Source organism: Sphingobium phenoxybenzoativorans, from assembly GCF_001757355.1.
Taxonomy (GTDB): Bacteria; Pseudomonadota; Alphaproteobacteria; order Sphingomonadales; family Sphingomonadaceae; genus Sphingobium; species Sphingobium phenoxybenzoativorans.
In genome coordinates this window covers 18,033-39,681 of record NZ_MINO01000037.1, presented here as the reverse complement: position 1 = coordinate 39,681, position 21,649 = coordinate 18,033, and the positions used below count along the sequence as shown (strand labels likewise).

21 protein-coding genes are annotated in these 21,649 nt (G+C 54.8%); 3 read left to right on the top strand and 18 right to left on the bottom strand.

Annotated features, from left to right (window positions below):
• Window positions 1–426, bottom strand: a 426-nt coding sequence (locus tag BHQ40_RS16005; protein ID WP_139139325.1) for a TonB-dependent receptor plug domain-containing protein, incomplete at its 3' end; no start/stop codon positions are given.
• Window positions 427–680: 254 nt separating this feature from the next.
• On the opposite strand from BHQ40_RS16005, the gene BHQ40_RS25240 reads away from it, so the two are divergent.
• Complete coding sequence (locus BHQ40_RS25240; protein ID WP_083276985.1) at window positions 681–1,382, top strand: GntR family transcriptional regulator; 702 nt, start codon at window positions 681–683, stop codon at window positions 1,380–1,382.
• 136 nt (window positions 1,383–1,518) lie between these two features.
• Here BHQ40_RS25240 and phbB read toward each other — a convergent pair whose 3' ends face one another.
• From phbB to BHQ40_RS15975, 5 genes are all read right to left on the bottom strand, one after another.
• Window positions 1,519–2,241: an acetoacetyl-CoA reductase gene (phbB, locus tag BHQ40_RS15995; protein WP_070156828.1), complete on the bottom strand. Its 723-nt coding sequence runs from the start codon at window positions 2,239–2,241 to the stop codon at window positions 1,519–1,521.
• A gap of 258 nt (window positions 2,242–2,499) precedes the next feature.
• A complete protein-coding gene (locus tag BHQ40_RS15990) occupies window positions 2,500–5,994 on the bottom strand; it encodes an indolepyruvate ferredoxin oxidoreductase family protein (RefSeq protein ID WP_070156822.1) in 3,495 nt (1,164 codons plus the stop codon).
• Window positions 5,995–6,401: 407 nt separating this feature from the next.
• Window positions 6,402–7,625 (bottom strand): polyhydroxyalkanoate depolymerase, encoded by a 1,224-nt coding sequence (locus BHQ40_RS15985; RefSeq protein ID WP_070156827.1) that lies wholly within the window; start codon window positions 7,623–7,625, stop codon window positions 6,402–6,404.
• Window positions 7,626–7,704: 79 nt separating this feature from the next.
• Window positions 7,705–8,757, bottom strand: coding sequence for a 4-hydroxy-2-oxovalerate aldolase (gene dmpG / locus BHQ40_RS15980; RefSeq protein ID WP_070156821.1), 1,053 nt, complete (start codon window positions 8,755–8,757; stop codon window positions 7,705–7,707).
• Window positions 8,754–9,695, bottom strand: coding sequence for an acetaldehyde dehydrogenase (acetylating) (locus BHQ40_RS15975; RefSeq protein ID WP_070156820.1), 942 nt, complete (start codon window positions 9,693–9,695; stop codon window positions 8,754–8,756). Before BHQ40_RS15975 ends, dmpG begins: the two co-directional genes overlap by 4 nt.
• Window positions 9,696–9,912: 217 nt before the next feature.
• On the opposite strand from BHQ40_RS15975, the gene BHQ40_RS15970 reads away from it, so the two are divergent.
• Window positions 9,913–10,692 carry an IclR family transcriptional regulator gene (locus tag BHQ40_RS15970; protein WP_070156819.1) on the top strand — a complete coding sequence of 260 codons (780 nt, stop codon included), beginning with the start codon at window positions 9,913–9,915 and terminating at the stop codon, window positions 10,690–10,692.
• A 135-nt stretch (window positions 10,693–10,827) separates the two neighbouring features.
• On the opposite strand, the gene BHQ40_RS15965 is transcribed toward BHQ40_RS15970, so the two are convergent.
• The 9 genes from BHQ40_RS15965 to BHQ40_RS15925 all read right to left on the bottom strand — a co-directional run bounded on the left by BHQ40_RS15965 (window position 10,828) and on the right by BHQ40_RS15925 (window position 18,887).
• A complete protein-coding gene (locus BHQ40_RS15965) occupies window positions 10,828–11,652 on the bottom strand; it encodes an alpha/beta fold hydrolase (RefSeq protein ID WP_253183384.1) in 825 nt (274 codons plus the stop codon).
• Between the two features lie 115 nt (window positions 11,653–11,767).
• Window positions 11,768–13,153, bottom strand: a complete 1,386-nt coding sequence (locus BHQ40_RS15960; RefSeq protein WP_070156817.1) for an OmpP1/FadL family transporter — start codon at window positions 13,151–13,153, stop codon at window positions 11,768–11,770.
• A gap of 35 nt (window positions 13,154–13,188) precedes the next feature.
• Window positions 13,189–14,250: an alcohol dehydrogenase catalytic domain-containing protein gene (locus tag BHQ40_RS15955; RefSeq protein ID WP_070156816.1), complete on the bottom strand. Its 1,062-nt coding sequence runs from the start codon at window positions 14,248–14,250 to the stop codon at window positions 13,189–13,191.
• 12 nt (window positions 14,251–14,262) lie between these two features.
• On the bottom strand, window positions 14,263–15,279 hold the full coding sequence (locus tag BHQ40_RS15950; RefSeq protein WP_083276983.1) for a 2Fe-2S iron-sulfur cluster-binding protein: 1,017 nt from the start codon (window positions 15,277–15,279) through the stop codon (window positions 14,263–14,265).
• Window positions 15,280–15,345: 66 nt separating this feature from the next.
• On the bottom strand, window positions 15,346–16,344 hold the full coding sequence (locus BHQ40_RS15945) for an aromatic/alkene monooxygenase hydroxylase subunit beta (protein WP_070156815.1): 999 nt from the start codon (window positions 16,342–16,344) through the stop codon (window positions 15,346–15,348).
• A gap of 18 nt (window positions 16,345–16,362) precedes the next feature.
• On the bottom strand, window positions 16,363–16,671 hold the full coding sequence (locus BHQ40_RS15940) for an MmoB/DmpM family protein (RefSeq protein WP_070156814.1): 309 nt from the start codon (window positions 16,669–16,671) through the stop codon (window positions 16,363–16,365).
• A gap of 53 nt (window positions 16,672–16,724) precedes the next feature.
• Window positions 16,725–17,063, bottom strand: a complete 339-nt coding sequence (locus tag BHQ40_RS15935; protein WP_070156813.1) for a monooxygenase system ferredoxin subunit — start codon at window positions 17,061–17,063, stop codon at window positions 16,725–16,727.
• Window positions 17,064–17,075: 12 nt separating this feature from the next.
• A complete protein-coding gene (locus BHQ40_RS15930) occupies window positions 17,076–17,336 on the bottom strand; it encodes a toluene-4-monooxygenase system B family protein (RefSeq protein WP_070156812.1) in 261 nt (86 codons plus the stop codon).
• Between the two features lie 57 nt (window positions 17,337–17,393).
• Window positions 17,394–18,887 (bottom strand): ferritin family protein, encoded by a 1,494-nt coding sequence (locus BHQ40_RS15925; RefSeq protein WP_070156811.1) that lies wholly within the window; start codon window positions 18,885–18,887, stop codon window positions 17,394–17,396.
• A 76-nt stretch (window positions 18,888–18,963) separates the two neighbouring features.
• On the opposite strand from BHQ40_RS15925, the gene BHQ40_RS15920 reads away from it, so the two are divergent.
• Complete coding sequence (locus BHQ40_RS15920) at window positions 18,964–19,173, top strand: hypothetical protein (protein WP_070156810.1); 210 nt, start codon at window positions 18,964–18,966, stop codon at window positions 19,171–19,173.
• Between the two features lie 299 nt (window positions 19,174–19,472).
• Here the strand turns inward: BHQ40_RS15920 and BHQ40_RS25235 are convergent, their stop codons facing one another.
• From BHQ40_RS25235 to BHQ40_RS15910, 3 genes are all read right to left on the bottom strand, one after another.
• A complete protein-coding gene (locus tag BHQ40_RS25235; protein WP_083276982.1) occupies window positions 19,473–19,898 on the bottom strand; it encodes a heme-binding protein in 426 nt (141 codons plus the stop codon).
• A 137-nt stretch (window positions 19,899–20,035) separates the two neighbouring features.
• A complete protein-coding gene (locus tag BHQ40_RS15915) occupies window positions 20,036–20,809 on the bottom strand; it encodes a 2-keto-4-pentenoate hydratase (protein WP_070156809.1) in 774 nt (257 codons plus the stop codon).
• A 52-nt stretch (window positions 20,810–20,861) separates the two neighbouring features.
• Window positions 20,862–21,641 (bottom strand): 2-keto-4-pentenoate hydratase, encoded by a 780-nt coding sequence (locus tag BHQ40_RS15910; protein WP_070156808.1) that lies wholly within the window; start codon window positions 21,639–21,641, stop codon window positions 20,862–20,864.
• Window positions 21,642–21,649 lie beyond the last annotated feature (8 nt).

The window sequence follows — 21,649 nt, the reverse complement described above, 5'->3', positions numbered from 1 at the left end:
TATATCGAGAAGGTCTTGGTTGGCACCCACCGAACGAGCGAGGTAGACACCGTCGACATAAACCCCGACACCTGGATCGATATTAAATGCGAAATCGCTCGAACCAATGCCGCGAATTGAGGCGGCCAGAACAGCTGTAGAAGCAGAGAACGCGACCGAATTATCGAGGGTGACGTTAGGCGCCAGAGAGGAAAGCTGCACAACACTGCTGACGGCCCTCTCCTCCAAGGCCTTCGACCCGAAGGCAGAAACTGCGATGGGAACATCCTGAACGTTCTCCACGCGCTTCTGCGCCGTAACAACGATCTCCTCAATTCCGTTCGAATCGCTCTGCCGCGAGGCGACGACTTGCGCAAATGCTGGACTTAGAGTCGTGGATGCAAGAAGCCACACGGACGAAACGCCAACTGATGCGATGAATTTCATATCTCTTCCCCCCTTTTATAGACTTTTTCTACGTACACGCGACGCAGGACTATTCTGTCCAGTCTGTCACGACATCCGTCATTTCGTGGGGCCTTGCTTGCGCGCGCTAGCATCTTTGTCGAATCGCACGCGCGAGAGGCTTCCACCGTCAATTCCGTATCACGCCGTCTATCGAGACTAAAGCAGAATCTCGAGATTGTGACATCAAGCAACTGGGGCTTGAATCCGTCAACGAAACGCGACACGTCTGTCGCATGCCAAGCTCAACCGCCCCCCACTCAGTCGATCCTAAAGTCTCGTCTGATCCCGCTCGAACGCTCGCGGTTGCAGCATATCATCAACTGCGTTCAGACATCGTATCGGGCAGCCTTAAACCAGGCGAAAAGCTCAAGACGGAACATCTCAAGAACCATTACAATGTCGGTGCTGCGACCCTTCGTGAGGCGTTAGCGCTGTTGACAGCCGATGGCCTCGTTGTTGCTCAGCAACAACGAGGCTTTAGCGTGGCGCCAATGTCGCTCGCCGACTTCCGTGACATCACTGAAACTCGGGCGGCATTGGAAATGCAATCGATAAGGTTAGCGGTCCGTCGTGGCGATGACGAATGGGAAGCGAACCTTGCAGCAGCGTTCCATCGCTTGGCGCGTGCTGAGGGCCGACTTGCCGCGGGGGATGTCGACGTATTCTATTGGGAGGATTGCAATCGAAAGTTTCACGAAGCCTTGACGGCCGGATCCGAATCGAAGTGGACACAGAGTTTCATATCGGTTCTTTATCGTCAGTCGGAACGCTATCGTCGGTTGGTCTTCATGAAGACACCAGGTCGCGATGTGCATCATGAACATGCCCGGATATTCGAAGCTGCCATCACGCGAAACGAAGAACTGGCGGCAGCGCTGATCGCAGAGCACGTCCGCTCTACATTGAATGCCGTGATCGCGTTTTGTTCAAAATAACAAACGAGGCGTCAAATTACTGCTGAGGGATATTACTAAGCTCAGCTTAGTTCTTGATATTACCGCAGCTAGCTTTGGAAACGAGTAATGACGAGAATCTGAGCAGGCTCTCTTGCGAAATGCAGCGCTGAGAAGCTCAATACATATGTTGCCCGCCGTTGATCGAAAGTGTCGATCCCGTGATGAAGCCAGCGTCCTCGGCGCATAGGAATGCCACCCCTCGAGCGATTTCCTGCGCCTGACCAAGTCGCCCGATCGGTATCTTTGCCACAATTTTGTCCAGCACATCGGCTGGCACAGCTGCGACCATCTCAGTGTCGACATATCCTGGTGCCACAGCATTCACCGTTATTCCGAAAGCGGCGCCTTCCTGCGCAAGCGCCTTGGTGAAGCCGTGAATGCCAGATTTTGCAGCTGCGTAATTGACCTGCCCATACTGGCCCGCCTGGCCGTTGACCGATCCGATGTTCACGATCCGACCCCACCGGCGTGCGCGCATTCCCGGAAAAACCGCTTTCGCCATGTTGAAACAACCACCCAGATTAGTGTCGATTACCGCCCGCCACTGCTCGTAGCTTTGTTTGAGCAGAGTGCTGTCTCTTGTGATGCCGGCGTTGTTGACGATCACGTCGACAGCACCAACCTCACGCTCGACCAACTCAACGCCAGCCTGAACTGCTTCGAAATCGCCAATGTCCCAACGGAACGCCCTGATGCCCGTGTCTTTCGTGAACAAACGGGCAGTTTCCTCGTCACCGCCAAAATTAGCGACAACGGTCATACCCATGTTCGATAATGCGAGGCTAATCGCCCGCCCGATACCGCGAGTGCCGCCAGTCACGATTGCAACTCTAGCCAATTTATCCTCCATCAACGAGCTTGCAACTTGTCGATCAGTCTCGTTGCGCGCGATCATTTCGTATAAAACCCATCTTTGGTATGGTGACGACCTTGGGCGTCGATGAGTTTCGTTCTTCTAGACAGAAGCCCCAACGCCTTGACAGCGCGTGAAGAAATCCTGTCCGCTGTAGAGACCACCGCAACGATCGCCGTACGCGGCCTGCTAACCATGCAGAACCCGGATCGAAACTGCCCGGCAATGTTTCACTCAACCCGTCTAAGCTGCGACATGGGGCACTCCGACCTTGATATCATTTGCGACCGAAGAAACCGCCCGAGCTTTGAGAAAAGATCGGCCTAGTAGTTCTCGCGCAGCGCCGGCCTTCTCGATAGCGGCCAATTTGACAGGTCCGAAACCACGGACGTGATCGGGCCATCGCGCAAGGGCTACTGCATCCGCTAGATTATCTATGGTTAGATGCTCCAGGATTGTAGAAACTGTCGTTTCATATTCGACGATGAGTTCTCGTTCTAGGCGACGCTCCTTTGTATATCCAAATATATCAAACGGTGTCCCACGGAGACCTTTCAGTTTGGCCAAGAAACGGAAGGAAGAGAACATAAGTTGACCATATTCTCGCTTTATTGGCCGCCCGGTAACTGGATCCGCTTTCGATAGGAGCGGCGGCGCCAAATGAACCTTCAATTTGACATCTGACGAGAATTGTGCGCGGATCTTCGCGGCGAAATCGCCGTCGGTATATAGCCTCGCTACCTCATACTCGTCTTTGTAGGCGAGTAGTTTGTAAAGGTTTCTAGCGACCGCGTCCGTCAACTCCTGGCTTCCAGGCTTTATAGCAGTCTCTAGCAAACCGACTTTCGCGACGATCTCTACGTAGCGCTGCGCATATGGTTCATTTTGATATGCGACAAGATCTTGCCGCCTGCGATCGATGAACGCCGCCAATGTGCCGGCTGCGTCTTGGGAAACCTGGTCCGGAGTTGATTGGTTGACGAGCTTCATGACCGCATCCGCGTCATGAGCCAGTAGCCTGCCCAATGCGAAAATTTCCTGATTTGCCCGAACGGCGACTCCGTTCGCCTCGATGGCAGCCTCTAAGGATTGCAAACTCACGGGCAACCATCCGCGTTGGCAAGCATATCCCAGTAAGAGCATATTTGCGCCGATGGTATTGCCGGTCAATCGCTCGGCCAGATGCGTGGCGTCAAGAAACGTCGCGTTCTTTTCTCCGCAGAAGCGCTGGATCGCTTTTCGTTGCGCGCTTACTGGAACAGCAAAATCGCGATCTCGCGTAAATACACCTGTCACCGTCTCGTGGTCATTGACGACAGCAGCGCAGGCGCCGAGTTTCATGCGGGAAAGTGCATCGTCAGACGCGGACGTCACGATATCTGCGCCGATCAAGACATCGCATTGCCCGACGGAGAGACGCGTTGAATTTAGGTCTTCTGTGCGCTCGCCGATTTTCAAGTGGCAATAGACCGCACCAAACTTCTGAGCGAGCCCAGTTAGGTCAAGGGCTTGAACGACCTTCCCTTCAGCCTGAGCAGCCTGGCCAATAAGGTTTGAAATTGTCACGACACCGGTGCCTCCGATGCCCGCAACCATGAGACCAAAAACCTTCTTGCTCGATCGCACGGCGGGAACCGGCAAAGCCGCCAATACCGAACTGCCGAGATCAAGCTTTTTGGGTTTGGCCAGTTCGCCGCCTTCGACGGTGACAAAACTCGGACAAAATCCCTTGAGGCAGGAAAAGTCCTTATTGCACGCCGACTGATCAATCGTCCGCTTGCGGCCATATTCGGTCTCGATAGGCTGGACAGAAAGACAGTTTGATTGCACTGAGCAATCGCCGCAGCCTTCACACACGCGCTCGTTAATGACGACCCGTCGCGCAGGATCAACCGCGATCTTCTTCCCACGCCGTCGCCGCAATTCTGTAGCGCAGGTCTGCTCGTAAATGATGACCGACACACCTGCCACTTCGCGAAAGCGCAACTGAACCGCCTCAAGCTCGTCCCGATGATGAAGCGTCGTGCCCGGCGCGAAATCAGAGGTCACAAACTTTTCAGGCGCACTGCTGACCACCGCGATATGGCGTATCGACTCACCGAGAAGCTCATGCGTGATTTGCGCTACACTGATAGGCCCATCAACCGGTTGCCCTCCCGTCATGGCGACCGCATCATTATAGAGAATCTTGTAGGTGATGTTTACGCCAGCAGCGACGGCCTGCCGAATAGCCATAGAACCCGAGTGATACCAGGTCCCGTCGCCAACATTAGCAAAAATATGATCGTCTTTTAGGAAGTGTGCCGCCCCTGCCCAGTTACCGCCCTCCCCGCCCATCTGTGGATATGTGACTGTCTCGCGATCCATAAGATTAACGAGCCAGTGACACCCAATACCGGCAAGTTGCTGAGACCCAGACGGCACCTTGGTTGAGCTGTTGTGAGGGCAGCCAGAACAGAAATAGGGCGATCTTATGATATTGTCACGTGGCTTAGCTAGTTCAGTCTGAACCTTGTCGAGATACCCGATCCAGCTCGCCATCTCGCGCGAGCGATAAACCGGTGCGAGCCACTGATACAAAACGCGCGCGATGATCGCCGGAGAGACCTCTCCGTGCGATGGAAGCCAGCGCGATCCATCAAGGGAAAGTTTGCCTAGAACTTCGGGTCGGTTTCCTGCGGGAAGATTAAAGAGAATATCTTTAATCTGAGGCTCGAGGATAGGGCGAGACTCCTCAATCACAAGGACCTGATTCAAGCCCGCGCAAAAAGCGATCAAGGTCTCGGGCTCCAACGGCCAGACCAAAGCAATTTTGAAGACTTCGATGCCCAAATTGTCGAGTAGGTCTGGCGTCAAACCCAAGTCTGACAATGCCTCGACTGTATCCGCCCATGCTTTTCCGCAAGTTACGATTCCGACCCTGCGCTTGGTCGAGCGATGGGTTGTCTTATTCAACGCATTTGCACGGACGAAGGCGTGCACCGCCGGAAGGCGCAGCTTGAGCATTCGCTCGTCCTGATCGACCGACCGATCGGGCCACCGAGTATGCACTGATCCGAGCGGCGGTGCCGGTACTATCACTTGCGTTCGCGCGGGGTCAACATCGATGGCCAGCCATGATTCATACGTGTCCGAAACGCCCTTGATCGCCACCCACACGCCCGCGTGGCGCGAAAGCTCCCATCCAATCAAGCCAAAATCATAAATGTCCTGGACATTGGCGACATTGAATGTGGGAATGCACATTGACGCCAGGGTATGCTCGCTTTGTTGCTGGATCGAGCTTGAACGGCTCATGGGGTCGTCTCCAACCGCCATGATGACGCCTCCCAGAGGCGCGGTTCCCCACAAGTTGGCATGGCGAAGTGCGTCGCCGGAGCGATCAACGCCCGGTCCTTTACTGTACCACATCCCAAAAACGCCGTCGAACTTTGCGTCGAAGAAGCCGATCTGCTGTGTTCCCCAAACCGCTGTCGCAGCGAGATCCTCGTTCACGCCCGCCTGAAATCGGATATTTCGGTCCTTTAAGAGCGCGTCGACCGCCATAAAGTCCTGATCAAGGTGACCAAGCGGCGACCCACGATAACCGGAAATAAACCCAGCGGTGTTGCGTCCTGCGGCTGCATCTCGGCGAGCTTGCTCGATCGGCAGTCGCACGAGCGCCTGATTACCCGAAAGGTACACCCGTCCGCTAGGAACGATATATTTCCCGCTGGCATCCGTCTTACCTTTGGCCATGTCCGTCTCCCTTCGGGGTTACGCCATTTGTTCAAGCCGCCCCGTAGTCGCTGCAGACATGCGGAAGCGGGTTGTTATTCGATAGGCGTCTTTTTACTTTTAAGTCGTCACGACTTGGGATCACCTATTCAACATTCGATCGGCTCTACTGTGACCTAACTCATAGAGCGGAATGATTCCTCACTCCCGTTGCTCTATTCTTGTCTCAAGAGTTTGCTACGAGCGCTAGTCTGCAACAAGGTTCATCTTTCAATTTCTCCTGACCGTACATATATTACGGAGCAGACGGTGCAAATTCGGCTAGCTAGAGAGGCCCACATGTTGGGTCATTCCTTCTCGACCGCCGCAATGCGATATTATGGCGACACGCCAAGTTGATAGACCGCCTCACGATGCCGCCTTCATAATCAGATATAATGAGTGCGGATCCAGTCCTCCATGACAGGCGCGATCCTCTCGCGCCAGCGACGACCATTGAATATACCGTAATGCCCAACCCCTTCCGCCAAGAGGTAGCGTTTGTCCGAGGGAGGCAACCCTGTGGCGATCGATAACGCAGCGCGTGTCTGACCAATGCCCGAAATATCATCTTTCTCGCCTTCGATCGCGAGCAAGGCGGTATCTTTGATTGCCGAAGGGTCGACCTTCGAGCCCCTGTAGATGAGCTCGCCTTTTGGGAGCTTATGCATCTGAAAAACGTCCTGGATGGTTTGTAAGTAAAACTCCTCGGTCATATCGCAGACGGACCGATATTCCTCGTAGAACGCCATCGTCGCTCTTGCACTTTCGCCGTCCCCGTCCACCAAGTGACGAAACATTTCGTAGTGGCTATTTAAATGACTACCGATGTTCATCGCCATAAAGCCTGCGAGTTGCAAGAAACCGGGATAGACTCTGCGGCCGCGACCAGCATAAGACATGGGGACTGTCGCGATGACGTTTGATTTGAACCAACCAAGAGATCGTTGCGTAGCCGCACGGTTGACCGCGGTAGGCGTTTCGCGAGTATCGATAGGCCCGCCCATCATCGTCAACGTGCGTGGTCTACACGGGTGTCCACTTGCACCCATGACACAGGCAGCTGCAAAAGCTGGAACAGCTGGCTGGCAAACAGCCAACATATGCGATCTAGGGCCGATGCATTCCAGAAATTCGATGAGGTAGTCGATATACTCATCTATAGCGAACCGACCGTCCTCTACCGGCACTTTCTTCGCATCGCGCCAGTCTGTGATGTAGACATCAGCAAAGGGTAGCATTCTTGCAACAGTTCCGCGCAGAAGTGTGGCATAATGCCCGGACATCGGTGCGACAATTAAGAGTCGAGGGCTGTCTTCGGCGCCATCTCGGTAAAAGCGCTTAAGTTGCCCAAAAGGCTTTCGAAGCACGACCTCTTCAGTCACGGAAACCTCGCGTCCATCCGCAATCGCGGTTGTCGTGAAGCCGAATTCTGGTTTACCGCGCGGCTGGGATGCGTGAGCAAAAACGTCCAGCCCGGATGCCACCATATGCCCGATTTGCGAGTACGCCACGGGGTTAAATGGATTCTTGGCCCATTTAGAGCCAAGATCCGCCAGAAGATTTGCACCCGACAGTACCGCATTTTGTGCCTCATAGGCGTCGTACAGCAAGGTTTCGCTCCTCCATATCCAACCGGGCATAGGCCCTGCTCTCTGGCAAAATGATCCCAGCCAAGCGAATGGATTGAACTCATTCTGCCGTTGCGACGCCTTTGACGAGGTCGAGCGCAACATCGACAATCATATCTTCCTGCCCGCCAACCATCTTTCGCCGGCCAAGCTCGACAAGTATTTGCCGCGTATCCAGACCATGCTCTTCCGCGGCCTTCTCGGCATGGCGCAGAAAGCTTGAATATACCCCTGCGTAACCGAGAGTTAATGTTTCCCGATCGACGCGAACGGGTCGATCCTGCAGCGGGCGAACCAAATTCTCGGCACCATCCATCAATGCAAAAAGGTCCGTTCCGTGATCCCAGCCCAGGCGATCCGCCGCAGCAATGAACACCTCGAGCGGCGCATTCCCGGCGCCTGCGCCCATTCCCGCCAGCGAGGCGTCAACCCGAACTGCGCCGTTTTCGACGGCCGCGATCGAATTTGCTACTCCCAGGCTTAGATTGTGATGCGCGTGAATGCCCCGTTGGGTTTCGGGCTTGAGCACGCGATCGTAAGACTGCAGTCGAGCGGCCACATCGCCCATCGACATCGCGCCCCCACTGTCGGTGACATATACGCAGTGAGCACCATACGTCTCCATAAGCAATGCCTGCTGCGCAAGGGAGTCTGGGTCGCTCATGTGGCTCATCATCAGGAAGCCCGACACGTCCATGCCAAGACCGCGCGCAAATTCGATATGTTGCCGTGACACATCCGCTTCTGTGCAGTGCGTCGCTACGCGCACGGAGCGGACGCCGAGGGAATATGCCCGTTTCAAATCGTGCACTGTCCCGATGCCGGGCAGAAGTAAAGTGGTTAACACACTGTGTTCAAGGACGTCCGCAACCGCTTCGATCCAATCCCAGTCTGTATGTGCGCCAAAGCCATAGTTGAATGAAGAGCCTGAGAGCCCATCACCATGTGCCACTTCTATCGCGTCAACCTTGGCGGCATCGAGCAGCCTTGCGATGTCGCGTACATGCTCGAGGCTATATTGATGGCGTATTGCGTGCATTCCATCACGTAACGTGACGTCCTGGATGTAAAGTTTGCCATTCGGCATTCCGGCAGGTGCATCTATATCAGTCATGCCGCTTCCTTCTGATGATGGCGGTTCGCGATGCGCTCGGCAGTTCTGAACGCTGCGGATGTCATGATGTCGAGGTTACCTGCATAGGCAGGAAGATAGTGCGCTGCGCCTTCAACCTCCAAAAAGATCGAGACCTTCGTACCGGTAAACTCATCGCCCATTTCCGGGATCTTAAGCGGCGCATTATTCCCTATGCTTTCGAACTGAACGCTTTGCTTCAGCCGGTAGCCAGGGACGTAGGACTGCACCTCGGTTACCATCTGCTGAACCGACTCTTCGATTGCTTGAGTATCGGCGCCAGGACCGACCAGACAATAGACCGTGTCGCGCATAATCAACGGCGGCTCCGCCGGATTGAGAACGATGATTGCCTTACCGCGCTTGGCACCACCGACCTTCTCGATCGCTTGGCTGGTCGTCTCGGTGAACTCATCGATATTGGCGCGCGTGCCTGGCCCGGCGGATTTTGAAGCGATTGACGCAACAATCTCGCCATAGATAACAGGTGAAATCCGGTTCACCGCTGCCACCATGGGGATCGTGGCCTGGCCCCCGCAGGTGACCATATTTACATTGACCTCGTCCAGATTATCCATGCCATTGACGGCCGGGATGGTGAAGGGCCCAATCGCAGCCGGGGTAAGATCGATAATTGTTTTACCCTTCTCGCGAAGTATGCGGTCATGCTTCTCATGAGCCCCCGCCGAAGTGGCGTCGAAAACGATCTTGATAGCCTCGAAATCTGGCATCGCGAGCAAGCCCTCGATCCCCTCCGATGTGATCGGTACACCCAAACGCGCAGCTCGCTTTAAGCCATCGGATTCGGGATCAACGCCCACAAAACAGCCCATTTCGAGGACTTCAGACATCCTCATAATCTTGATCATGAGGTCTGTACCAATATTTCCCGAGCCTATAATCGCTACTTTGGTTTTCATTTCAGCTCTCCATGTAGGTCGCGATCGCATCGCTGCGGACGATCGGTGTTTGGCGATTAAATGGGTTAAGCGGCTACAAGCCCATACCCAAGCATTGTCGATCTGTTGACCAGGGGAAATGATTAGCCGCCCCCTCCGCCTCATTCTCCTCGAAGCCGTAATATTCTGACCGGATGCTACCGTTTGCGCTTTCATCTCACAAATTTCGGCGCTAGAAATGACCCATATGGCGGGACATAACAGATCGGATGAGATCAAGGGAGGCACAGACTCGCTCTCAAAGGGTTTGGACCTCTTTCGTTTGATAGCCGATGACGGCGGTCATACCCGGATCTCGCAATTGGCAATCGATCTTGGTTATCCGAGAACTACCTTACACCGATTGCTCGGAGAACTCCTTCGTCATCGGATGATTCTGCGTGTTGGCCATGGGCGCTATGCACCCGGCGTGGTGCTCGCAGAGATCGAGCCCGCGACACATTTTAATGAGCAATTGGCCTCTATTGCCCGGCCTCTTTTGCAGACGCTTGCGGATAACAACAAGTGTACTGCCCATCTTGGCGTTCTCGAAGACGCAATGGTCACATATCTAGTCAAGGTCGGTGACGAGACAGAGAGCTTGGACTTTACTCAGGAAGGCGGACAACTCGAGGCTTATTGCTCAGGCATCGGTAAGGTTCTCCTGGCTAGCCGCTCAGAGAAATACCTTGAGGACTATCTTGCGAGTGGCCCTTTCATTCCCTTCACTGATCGAACCATAATTTCGCCAAGGATCCTGGCGAAGTGTCTTGCAGAGGTGCGACTTCAAGGCTGGGCAGCAGACGATCGAGAGGCGGCTCAAGGTCTGCAATGTCTGGCCGTGCCTGTGTCAAGAAAGGGCCGGCCACCTATCGCTGCCATATCGCTCTCACATGATAAAGTGCTGTCAGCGGGCTGCGATATGCAAAGCCTCGACGCACTGAAAAGTTGTGCTAAGGAGATTGCAGATCGACTTTAGGTTTCGTCGGGAAAATATGTCTGAGCCTGGATGGTGATTGAGGCCGGTTTGGTTGGCGAATTAAAACCGCTGCCAATTTAGACGACGTGGGATAGGATTACGGCGGACAGACACCCCAGACTCGTTGATACTGACTTACTCTGCCAGGAATGAATCCACGAGCGTCGTAAATCGATTGGAGTGCTCAATTTGTGTCCAATGGCCACAATTTCCAAACACATGCAGTTGCGAGTCTGCTATCAGATGATGAAGATGGATTGATGTCTCGACTGGTATGACTTTGTCGTCGCGTCCATGAACGATCAATGTGGAATGCCTGATCTGTTCAATTTTTTCATCGGGACTAACCAGGGCATCTACCCAACGCTGGCGAGGTGCCGGAAACATAGATGCAAACGCTTCCTGAACACCGGGTTGAATGCTTGCCCTGTAACGCATCTCGGCCAAGTCGTCGTTGACGAGCTGCGAGTTGTAAGCAAAATAGTCCAGGATCCTCCGCATGTTTTTGACAGAGGGTTCATAACCCCAGACCGCGTCCAGACCCTCGGTTAACTCGAACGGCACTCCAACCGAACCCATTAACACAAGCTTTCGTACGCGTTCCGGATAACGGATCGCTAGAGCAAGTGCCAACGCTCCGCCGAAAGAATTTCCAATAACGTCCGCGCACCTAATCTCGAGGCTATCCAACACAGCCAGTATGTGACCGATCCATGTCTCCATCCCGTACTGTACGCCGTCGGGCCGATCGGTATAGCCAAAGCCGACCATGTCGGGAGCAACCACTCGCCGCGATTTTGCTAGCTCGGGCACTACCAGCCGCCAGTTAGCCCAAGCCGTTACCCCTGGTCCAGATCCGTGGATGAGCACAACCGGATCTCCGCTACCGACGTCGTGGACATTTGTCGTGATCCCATTCGCATCTATTCGGTGGGCAATCTCAGGATTAGTTTCGCTCACGTTCGGTTCCATCTGTTTCAGCGCGGAAGGCCAGTGGACCTCCTATCTGCGTTATTTTGTGGATTTGGCCGGCCGACGCGTAGCTGGCCAATGCCGGCCACGCGTCGGGCTCAATTCAAAAGGTAAGGCGATAGCCAATCGAGAGATTGTTTTGCGAGTGCGTGACAGTCAGGGGCTGCGACGTGTTGGGCAGACCCGAATTTGTCACTTTCTCCTTAAACGCATGAGAATAGGCAATGTCTATAGCCTGCCGCTTCCCGAGCTTATACGTTAGCCCGGCTGAAGCGTGGTATTTCGGGATACCCGGTACAACCGCGAGAAGGGTTTCACCGGGCGTAGCCTGAGAAGCAAATCTCGCCCCGGCTCGGAGGGTCATCGGCCCCATCTCATATGCGCCTCCCACCGCAAGGATGTCCTGATTGCGGTAGTTCTGTGGAAGCAATACATCAACATTCCCGCCTGCGTCCGCCTCAAATCCAACGTTGATGTTTTTCATGGCGTGCTTCCAGAACGCTCGCTGATACTCGGCGGTCAATAATATCTGCGGTCCAAATCGCTGCGTGATGCCAATCGAAAGACGCGCCGGCAATTGAAAGTCTCTAACGCGGATCCTGCCAGTGAGGGGGATCTGTCCGGCGACGGTGGAGACAGCCGTGAGGGTCGCAGGTCCCTTAAGGTCGGCAACATTTGTCTCGAAATTATAGGCACCGCCAATCGTGGTTGCAGGCGTGAGCTTATAGGTAAACCCTACTCGACCGCCGATGCCCCAACCATCGACTCCGTTAATCAGGTAATTATTCCGGGTCAGGCCGAAATGCGCCGCGTCCAGCCCTGGGATGCCGCCAAGTACAGGCACCAGGCTTCCATTGATACGACCGCTGCCAATGAGGGATCCCACCTGATCTGCCTGAAGCTGCAATCCCAAGTTCAGGCCAATCCACACAGCATCGATAGAGCCGCCGATCGTCAACCGGTCACCGACTTTCATGCTGACGGCCGCAGGGATATCCAGGGCGAGCATCCTGCTCGAGTTATCCAGCCCAGTGGGTCTTCCCGAAAGGCCGTTCGATAAGAAACTGGTCGTGCCGTACTCGGTCCCGAGACCGCCTATCGCAAAGGCCCCAATGCCGAACGTGAAGTTTCCCGCGCGCCTGATATAAGCCAGTTCTGGAGCGAAATAAGGTCCTCGGTTGCGCGAGTGCGTACGCGAGGGGGCTTTCGCGCCAGTACTGTCATTATAGGCATCGATGTTGGTGGCCACCATATCAAGGCCGATTAGAAGCTGCGATGCCTTGTCGGGATCCTGATTATCTGTGGAAATAGATAAAGTGGCTGGGTTGCTCATAATGCCGGCGGGACCTACATCAAGCGAGACTGCCGCGCCGCCAAGACCACGGGAAATAGCCCCATAGCCTTCTAGCGTAAACACATCGGTAGCCAAAGCAGGCGACGCGGTGCTCGCGCCGAGGAAGGCTGCGGACACGAGGAATTTCCTTTTCACATTCTCTCTCCCTTTGTTTCCTAGTTTGCCCAGTCTCATGGCCGGATTAGCATTTTGAGGGCATTGTCAGCCTTGTCGTTGAAGGTGACAAAAGCCGCATCGATTTCATTGAGCGAGAATTCATGGCTGAAATACGCTTCAGGCTGCAAGCCGGCCCGCTCGAGTAGTCGCAAACCGTCCCACATTAAGGGCTGCACATTGGCGAACCCATTCATATGGAGGCTTATGTCGCGCAAGAATACATCAGCTGTATTAAGCGTGAACTCTGGCTCGCAGAAAACACCAATCGCCGCTACTGTCCCGCCGGGCCGCACCAGAGCCAGCGACGCATTGAGCGATTCCTTTGTCCCCACGACTTCGATCACTTTGTCGAACCCACGGCCACCTGTCTCAGCCAATGCATTTTCGAGCCAGTCGTCCTGAGCAACGTTTAGTACCGCCGCTCCCTTCTTTTCCGCCACGGCAAGGCGATGCAGGACGTTATCGAGGGCCACCACTTTGCCAGGTCTCTGGCCTAGGACGAGATCAAGTGTCATAAGCCCGGTCGGGCCGCACCCGACGATGGCCACATTTTCACCCGGTTCGATCGCCGCAAGGCGCAGGGCGATCATAGCGGACGGCAAGTTGCAAGAAAGCGTCAGAGCAGCGGCGTCGGAAATTGCCTCAGGCACGCTCATTGCGTGTGCGTCGGCGTAAGGGACGATCAGAGCTTCTGCATGCGTACCGTTCAAATCTCCAAATGGAACGCCAAAGCCGTAAACTGCCTTCTTGGTCGTCTCGCAATGGGCGGTTTGTCCGACATGGCACATATAGCAATCACCGCACGATGCCGAGTAGGCGATGGTGATACGGTCGCCGCGCTTGAACTTGGTAACGCCAGATGCTGTTTCCGCGACGATCCCAATAAGTTCATGGCCAGTTGTAGACTTCCCCTTTTCCATGATCGCATCGAGCGTTCCCCTAAATATATGGAGATCCGAGCCACAGATCGATGTTGCCGACACTTCCACGAGCATCTGGTGTTCGGCGCTTATAGCCGGCTCAGGAATGTCCTCGCACCGAATGTCTAGCGGGCCGTGATAAACTGCTGACCTCATGTAGCCGCCTCCCTAGAAGAACCGATCGAAATGGATTTGCTCGAACGGGACTTTCATCTCAATCATCAACGCTGTCTGCAAAGCTGTTGCCATCGGCGGCGGACCAGCGAAGTAGATTTCGTGATCTCTGACACGGTCGCCAAACCGAGAGATTACGCTATTGTGAACAAAGCCGATTTCACCTGACCAGCCAGCTGCCTTAGCAGCCTCTTCATCCGAGACGACGGAATGAAACCGCAATCTTTCCCCCCAGCATGCAAAGCCGCTTAGATAGTCCTCGCCGCAGATATCTGCTGGGGTGCGACCGCCATAGAAGACGTGAATCAGCCGTTCTGTATCCTGCTCTGAAGCCAGAGCCCGTGCGATAGATATGATTGGTGCGAGACCTGAACCACCCGCAATACAAATCACATCCCGTTGAGAGGTTTCGGATACGTGAGCTAAACCGATTGGGCCATCGATCGTCACAGACTCCCCTACCTCAAGACCGAACAACCAGTTGGAAAAATGCCCGCCCGCCACTCGCTTGATGATGAAGTGCCATTCTCCCCCATTATTGGGGAGATTGCTCATGGAGTAGCAACGTGTCATGCCCTCCGGCCCTTCGATAAGCGCATACTGGCCCGGGATGAACATCGCCGCCGTCGGGCCTTGGAAGGTAAACTCTCGCATGTCGGATGTGAGATCCCGGACTTGGGTCAGGTTGGCTTCAAACCGCGCGAAGCTATGCTTCGGGACGAACTCCCGGCGGGTCGACACGCTGATTGAAACGTCGCCAATCGCACTGCTTTGACATGCCAGACGCACTCCCTTCCGCTTGTCCCGTTCGCTCAACCCGCCCGGATTCTCAGCAAGATCGACGAATTCTCCGGAGATGGGTCTAAATCGGCAGCTTCCGCATCCACCAGAGCTGCATTCATAAGGAAATCCGATGCCTGCTCGCAGTGCCGCCCTGAGGATGGAACCGTCAGTTGGCAGCTGAATGAACCGTTCACCAGTCTCCTCAATTATGATCTCGCCACCAGTCACCACACACTCCTGCCTCTTGCCTGTTCTTGTAGAACTCTCGCGACTAGAAGCCGCGAGAGCAGAGATTCAGGCGTGCCAATCGAAGCTCGCGTGGAACTGTTGCATCCGGACCTTTGCGGCGGCTCCAGATCGATCGCCGTCAGGTAGCGCTGCTGCGAACGCATCAATTGCGCCCGACGCCACCGGCGCCCACTTATCTACCCAGCTTCCAATAAGTGCCGCGTTGCCGGCCTCGGTCGACGCAAAAGACACCAAGGCTGCTGCCCAGCGACGGTGACGCTCGGCATCGCGCAACTGGGCTTGAGCCAAGAGACTATAGAGTGTGTCACCCGCTTCGCCAGCGGCCGCGGCCAACGCGCCGAACATGAGTTCGTCGATCGCGGGCTTTGCGACGAGGTTAAGAGCGACAAAGGATTCGCCCCAATCCCAGGTGACAAGCAGCCGTTCCATCATCTCGCGCAGTCCCTGCCACGCAGGATCTTCCTCCCAAATTGCCCGTTCCGCAGTTCCAAAGCCCTTCTGAGGATATTCGTTCGCCAGCTCACGCGTCCGATATGCAGTGTGGGTGAGCCATCGAAGGGAATCGGCTGCCTGAAACACCGCGCAATTCGAAATGGTACTCGCAGGCGCTATCTGCATAAGATAGGCAGATGACATTTGCAGCGTATGAAAGAGATAGCGCGCCGGGGTGTAGAGACGCGCAAGGGTCTCTACCCACTCGTCGTCAAGACCCTTGTCATGCTCACGATCGCTGAACTGGTCGAGCAAACCGCCGACATATTGCTCCTGGCCGTCCTGCAAAATGTTATAGGTGCGATAGATCAGGCTATCGGGATCACGAAACTCGTCCCAATTTGAATGCTTTAGAGGGCTTGAGTTACAATAGGTTCGATACCACTCGTTCATGTGGATATCGGGATCAAGTTCCCATGGGCTTTCTGGGTTATTCTGCCTGTAATGGAGATTGGTGGAGACGATCTCATACTCCGACGGACGCTTGCGGCGCTCCGCCAAGTGAGACCACGTCTTAAGAGGCTTGAGGGCCTCCGGCGGGGCGCTAGCCATGATGTTTCTCTCCTCAGATCAATATGTTTTGGTAAGATAGAACCGAACGCGATCCTGCGTCACATCGATTTGCCCCGAGAAGGAGGTCAAATTGATTTCCAACTCCCGGACCTCAAACTTCCGGCCCAGAACCTCTTCCATCGTTGCACGAGTCAGCAGACATTCCTGATCGCATTCAATGCGGATATAGACCCCTCTGTCATCAACGAAGACCTCCTTGCCCGGATTATCGATCTCAATCGCCTCCTGAGCGGCCTTCGCAACATCGCCAGCTCGGACAACTGGCCCGACACGGTTGCTTTTGGTTGTCTCTGAAACTGATGTCATATTTGCCTCTCCTCCCCATTCAAGTCGCGTAAAATGCCAGGTTATTCCTGCATTCAGGTGTGTGCCTTGCAGGGTTCGATTCCCACGGCATCGACGAACACCTCATCACCGTCTACCCTCACCGGATACTCAGCGATCCGGCAATCAGTCGGATTAAGGCCTTGCCCAGTCATCGCATCGAATTGCCAAAGATGCGCGCGGCATGTCAGTACGCCGTTGGCAAAAGTACCTTCGACCAACGCAATCTCCTGATGCGGACAAATACCTTGAAAGGCCTTTATGGTACCGCCTGGAAGAGACACGATCAGGATCTCACTCCCGTCTGACGTTTCGAAAGATTCCATCTCCCCTTCCCAGACGTCGTCGAGAGAACAGACGCGTTCAAATGCCATGAGCAAGCCCTCTCAAACGTCCGAGAAAATTACGTCGATAGTTTCAGTCGGCAGCAAGCCCGCATCCTTAAGCCGCATGTCGCGCGGAAAAACCGTGCCGGTTGTGTGCTGACGGACACGCATGATCCTGCCGGACTGCGGCGAGACGCGTCGATCCACCGAGTGCTCGGCGCAAGCGGCGGCAACCTCGTCCATAGTGCTTTCGTCATCCACAGCGACAAGCTGGATAACAAAATCGCCTTCAAAGTTCGAACCGAGTGGAAATATAGCCATTGAACTTACCCTTCTCCGATGGCCGCCGGCGACGCTACGGCATCGCCGGCGCTCAACTTATTCGGCTGCGATGCTCATCTCTTGGTAAGCCCACGCATATCCATGAGCGTCATCGCCCATCTCGCCGGGACGCAAGCCCATATAGGCCAGCCCCCCCCCCAGATCTGCAGGCTGCACCTTTCCGGCCAGAAAGCGATCGATAAAGCTCATATGACCTTTGTACCGGTCCGGATCCTGCTGGAAGCACCACCGATCCCCTTCGGACCCGAAATGATAAAGTCGACCCTCGTGCACCAGAGGATAATCTTTGACATTCCAAGCGTTTCCGGGCGCACCGACGATTGGCAAGTTGCACATGTTACAAATCATTGGCAGCGTAGCGGGCCCGGTTCGGTCCATCCGCCCCTTGCGAATATTGTCGGTGATCACATCCCAGCACTTGCCGAAGGAATCATTCCAACCCGGATATTTGTCTTCAAGCCAATCACGCTGGTCGGGTGCAACGCCTGCGGCTGGGTTCCACCAGACGGTCGGGCGCCAGTACCAGACGCCCATATGCATCGCGTGGTGCGTTTCATCGAGCGAGCGCAAGAACTCGTCCCAGTACCAAGGGGTATCGAGGCCGAGATCCGTGATCTGCCGCTCAAATTGCCCAATGATCCATTCTTGCATGAACTCCTTGAACGACTGCTTGCGATGTTCAAGCGGCGTATAATAGTCCATCATTGGACCGGTCAGCACACTGAACAGTTTCCACGAGCGCCAGAACGCGACATCGATCATTTTCTGTGCGTCGGCTTTTTTGCCATTCTCCAGCAAAATCTTGAGCGCCGGCCCACCCTGTTGAGCATGTCTGGCTTCATCTGTCTGAATGCTTGAAATCAGACTTGCGAAAGTATGATCGCCAGCCTCTGCAGCGTCGGCGGCAAGACCAAGGAACTGCATGTTAGTAAAACCGGTCTCGAATGCAAACGTCAGCATGATAGACACGCTTAGCGCGTCGCGCGTCATCATGATGTCATCGAAAAAGTGCCGCGCAGCGATCGCCGCCCACTCATTCGTATGCATTGCACGGTGCGCCCAATCCCACTGCCGACCGCGCTTAGTGTGCTCATGCGGGAAAAAGAGTTGGATCTGACCGTGCCGTGTTTCGTCCATCATTCCAAAGGTTGCCATGTTACGATTGCCTGGCGCCTTCGAAAAACGTGCCATACGCGCTTCAGCCGTAGCTGCTGCGTATTCGGGGACCGCAATAGCTCCGTAATGCGCTTGCAGCGTGCTGATCCAGCCCGGATCGGCGGTAGCGACGAAGTTCGCGCGCTCGAGCGCTGCCTTAACAGAGTAAGCGCCGGCGTCCTTCTCTCGCTGAGTATTCACATAGTCCTGATAGGTAACCTTATAAGGTTCATCGTAGCTCTCCCATTTTTCCAGAGGGATGCCCCGAGCGCCCGTCATAGATTCCGGAAATAAGGCTTCTTCACTGACGTATTTGGGCGTCCAACTCGTCGCTCTCGTCAGATCATAATAATCCTTTTGTGCCAGCCTACTCATTCATCTTACTCCAAGTTTGAAGGTAATCAGGTTCCGCACGCGTAGAGTCTTACCCCTGTGGGATAGGAAAAAGGGCGTGAGCGCAAAAGAGGAGGCGGTCAGCGCCGCTAGCGACAGCCGTAGCTCGCAAAGGCAATGCTTCGAACAGTCGCCGATAGGTTTGCAGACTTCCGGCCATCTCTTCTCCTTTCTCGATTGCCTCGGTCTTGTCGCCGAGATGCAGCAATTCTCTTTAGGTAAGCAATTCTCGTGCCAAACGTTTGAAAGCGTCGTCTACGGCAGGTAAGGCACTGGTTTAGCACGCGTTTCTGTGGTGCGATTGCGTGGTGGTTGGGATTATTTCGACCGGGCATGTTCGTCATCTGAGCAAACCAATCACATACGACGACACCGGATCGACGAATTGATCACATCAGAGAGCGGCCAGCGGTCTGCTTTGGCGGTTTGACGCCGTGCCTACATTCGGCCGCTAAGAGAAACGTTCGTGCTCTACAGGCGCATCTCTCAAATAAAGGTGCAGCAGCGGCAACTTGTGGTAAGGACCGGATAGCTGCGCGACAGTTCACTCTCGACGTATTAGACGGCTCAACAACCAGCGAGAGCATGCCTGACACAATCAACATCTTGCGCCTCCGAGCCGCCCGAAACACCTATTCCGCCTACGGCTTGCCCATTTACGATTACGGGCATTCCGCCACCGAACAAAGCAAAGCCCCGACGTGTCGTTAGACCTAGCTTTAAGGCCTCGGTGCCCTTGATGGATTGATAAAGTTCGTCGGAATTCAATCGGAAGCCAGCTGAGATGGACGCCTTGTCCTGTGCGATCGCTGCGCACTGCGAGGCTGCATTGGGGTGCATGAGCGTGGCTATCGCGCGTCCAGTCGTGTCGCAGACACTGGCAGCGACATAGATTCCGAGCGAGCAGCCGTAAGAAACCGCACGTTCCACAAGCTGGTTGGCGAGAGCAGCTGACGGACTTAACAACGTTTCAACGCCGAGATCCATGGTCATCGAAGCAACCCTAAAAGACCATTTGGTCGAGCCCTAAGCCAAAAACCAATCGATCGATCCTCGACGATAGCGCCGATAAAAGCTCGACATGAGTGCTTCCCAAAAGAGATGTGCAGGTTTGTAGCCTGAGTGAAGCTTCAGGCAGCTCGAGACGAAACGCTGAACGCGGTGCGACCAATTCGCTCGACGTCAAGGCGGACTGCCATTCCCGGTAACAATTTCTCCGCTGCCGTCGCGCCACCTGCCATGATGATCCAACCTGCTTCCAACCGCAGTCCTGAAGCCGCCACGAGGCGAGACGCAGCTGCCAGACTTCGCCCAGGATGCCCCAGTATCGCCGCCGACGAGCCTATTTGCACGGCTCGCCCGTTTATCTGCATAGCCATTCCAAGATTGCTGATATCGGTTGATGGGCTGTTCCAGGGACCGAGAACAAATGCTGAGCTGCTCGAATTATCGGCAATAACGTCAGGAAGGCTAAATTTGAAATTGCGATACCGACTATCGATGATCTCCATGGCCGGAGCGACAGCTTCAATAGCATTCATAGCTTCCAGAAGCGTAACGCGACCCTCGAGCGGCCTCTTTAAGATAAATGCTATCTCTGGCTCGACACGCGGATGCACGAACTTCTCGAATTCGATAGCGTCGCCATCCTCTACGCGCATGGCATCAGTCAGCCGACCCCAGATGACATCAGATACTCCCATCTGTTGCATCTTTGCCCGACTTGTGAGGCCCATCTTCATTCCAATGAGCTTCTCTCCTCTTTCGAAACGCTGTCGCATCGAAAGTGCCTGAATGGCGTAGGCCTCGTCCACCGTTAGAGAATGGCTTTCTGCCAGCTGTGTAATTTCCGTCGCGGTCCGCGCAGCCTCGTCCACGGTGCGCGCAAGATCATCAATTGCCATTTACTTGGCCTCCGAAAAACGTTGTCAGGGATAGGGCGTCAAGATCGACCATTCAGAAATGGGCTCGCACGCTTCCCAGACCCGATATACGCAGCTCGATACTGTCCCCAGCGCTGATTGCAGCGAGAGGACCAAGTGCGCCTGACATAACGAGGTCGCCCTTCTTGAGCGGCCGCCCTACCTCCACCATCTTTTTGGCAAGCCACAACGTCGCCGTTAGCGGGTTGCCCAGACAGGCCATGCCCGCGCCGGTGGATATTGGTTCGCCACCCTTCTCGATGACCATCCCACATAGCACAGGATCGAAGTCCGCAAGTCTGCGTGGCTGCGAACCAAGAACAAACAGTCCAGCACTGGCATTGTCTGCAATTGTGTCAAGGATCTTTATGTTCCAGTTCTCGATCCTGCTGCCGACGATCTCAATCGCCGCTACCGCATAATCGATGCTGGCAAGAATGTCGGCTATCGTGAGCTGATCCGAGTCAAGGTCTTGCCCGATTGCAAACGCAACTTCACCTTCCACTTTTGGTTGCTGCACCTTGTCAACGGGGATGATCTCTCCATCCGAGTATGACATGTCAGCAAAGAGCATGCCGTAGTCAGGCTGATCTAAGCCCAACATATTTTGCACTGCTGCTGATGTTGCCCCAATCTTGCGACCGATCAGGCGCCGGCCCTCAGCTATCCAATGCTTCGTGTTGTGCTCCTGAATGGCATAGGCCGTTACAGGATCATTTGTACCCAGCCGCTCTCTGAGCGGCGTAATGAACGAACCTCCATAAGCGTCACGAAGGGCTGTTGCGGCGTCGGCAATGGCGTTATCGTCGGTCATGGCATTCC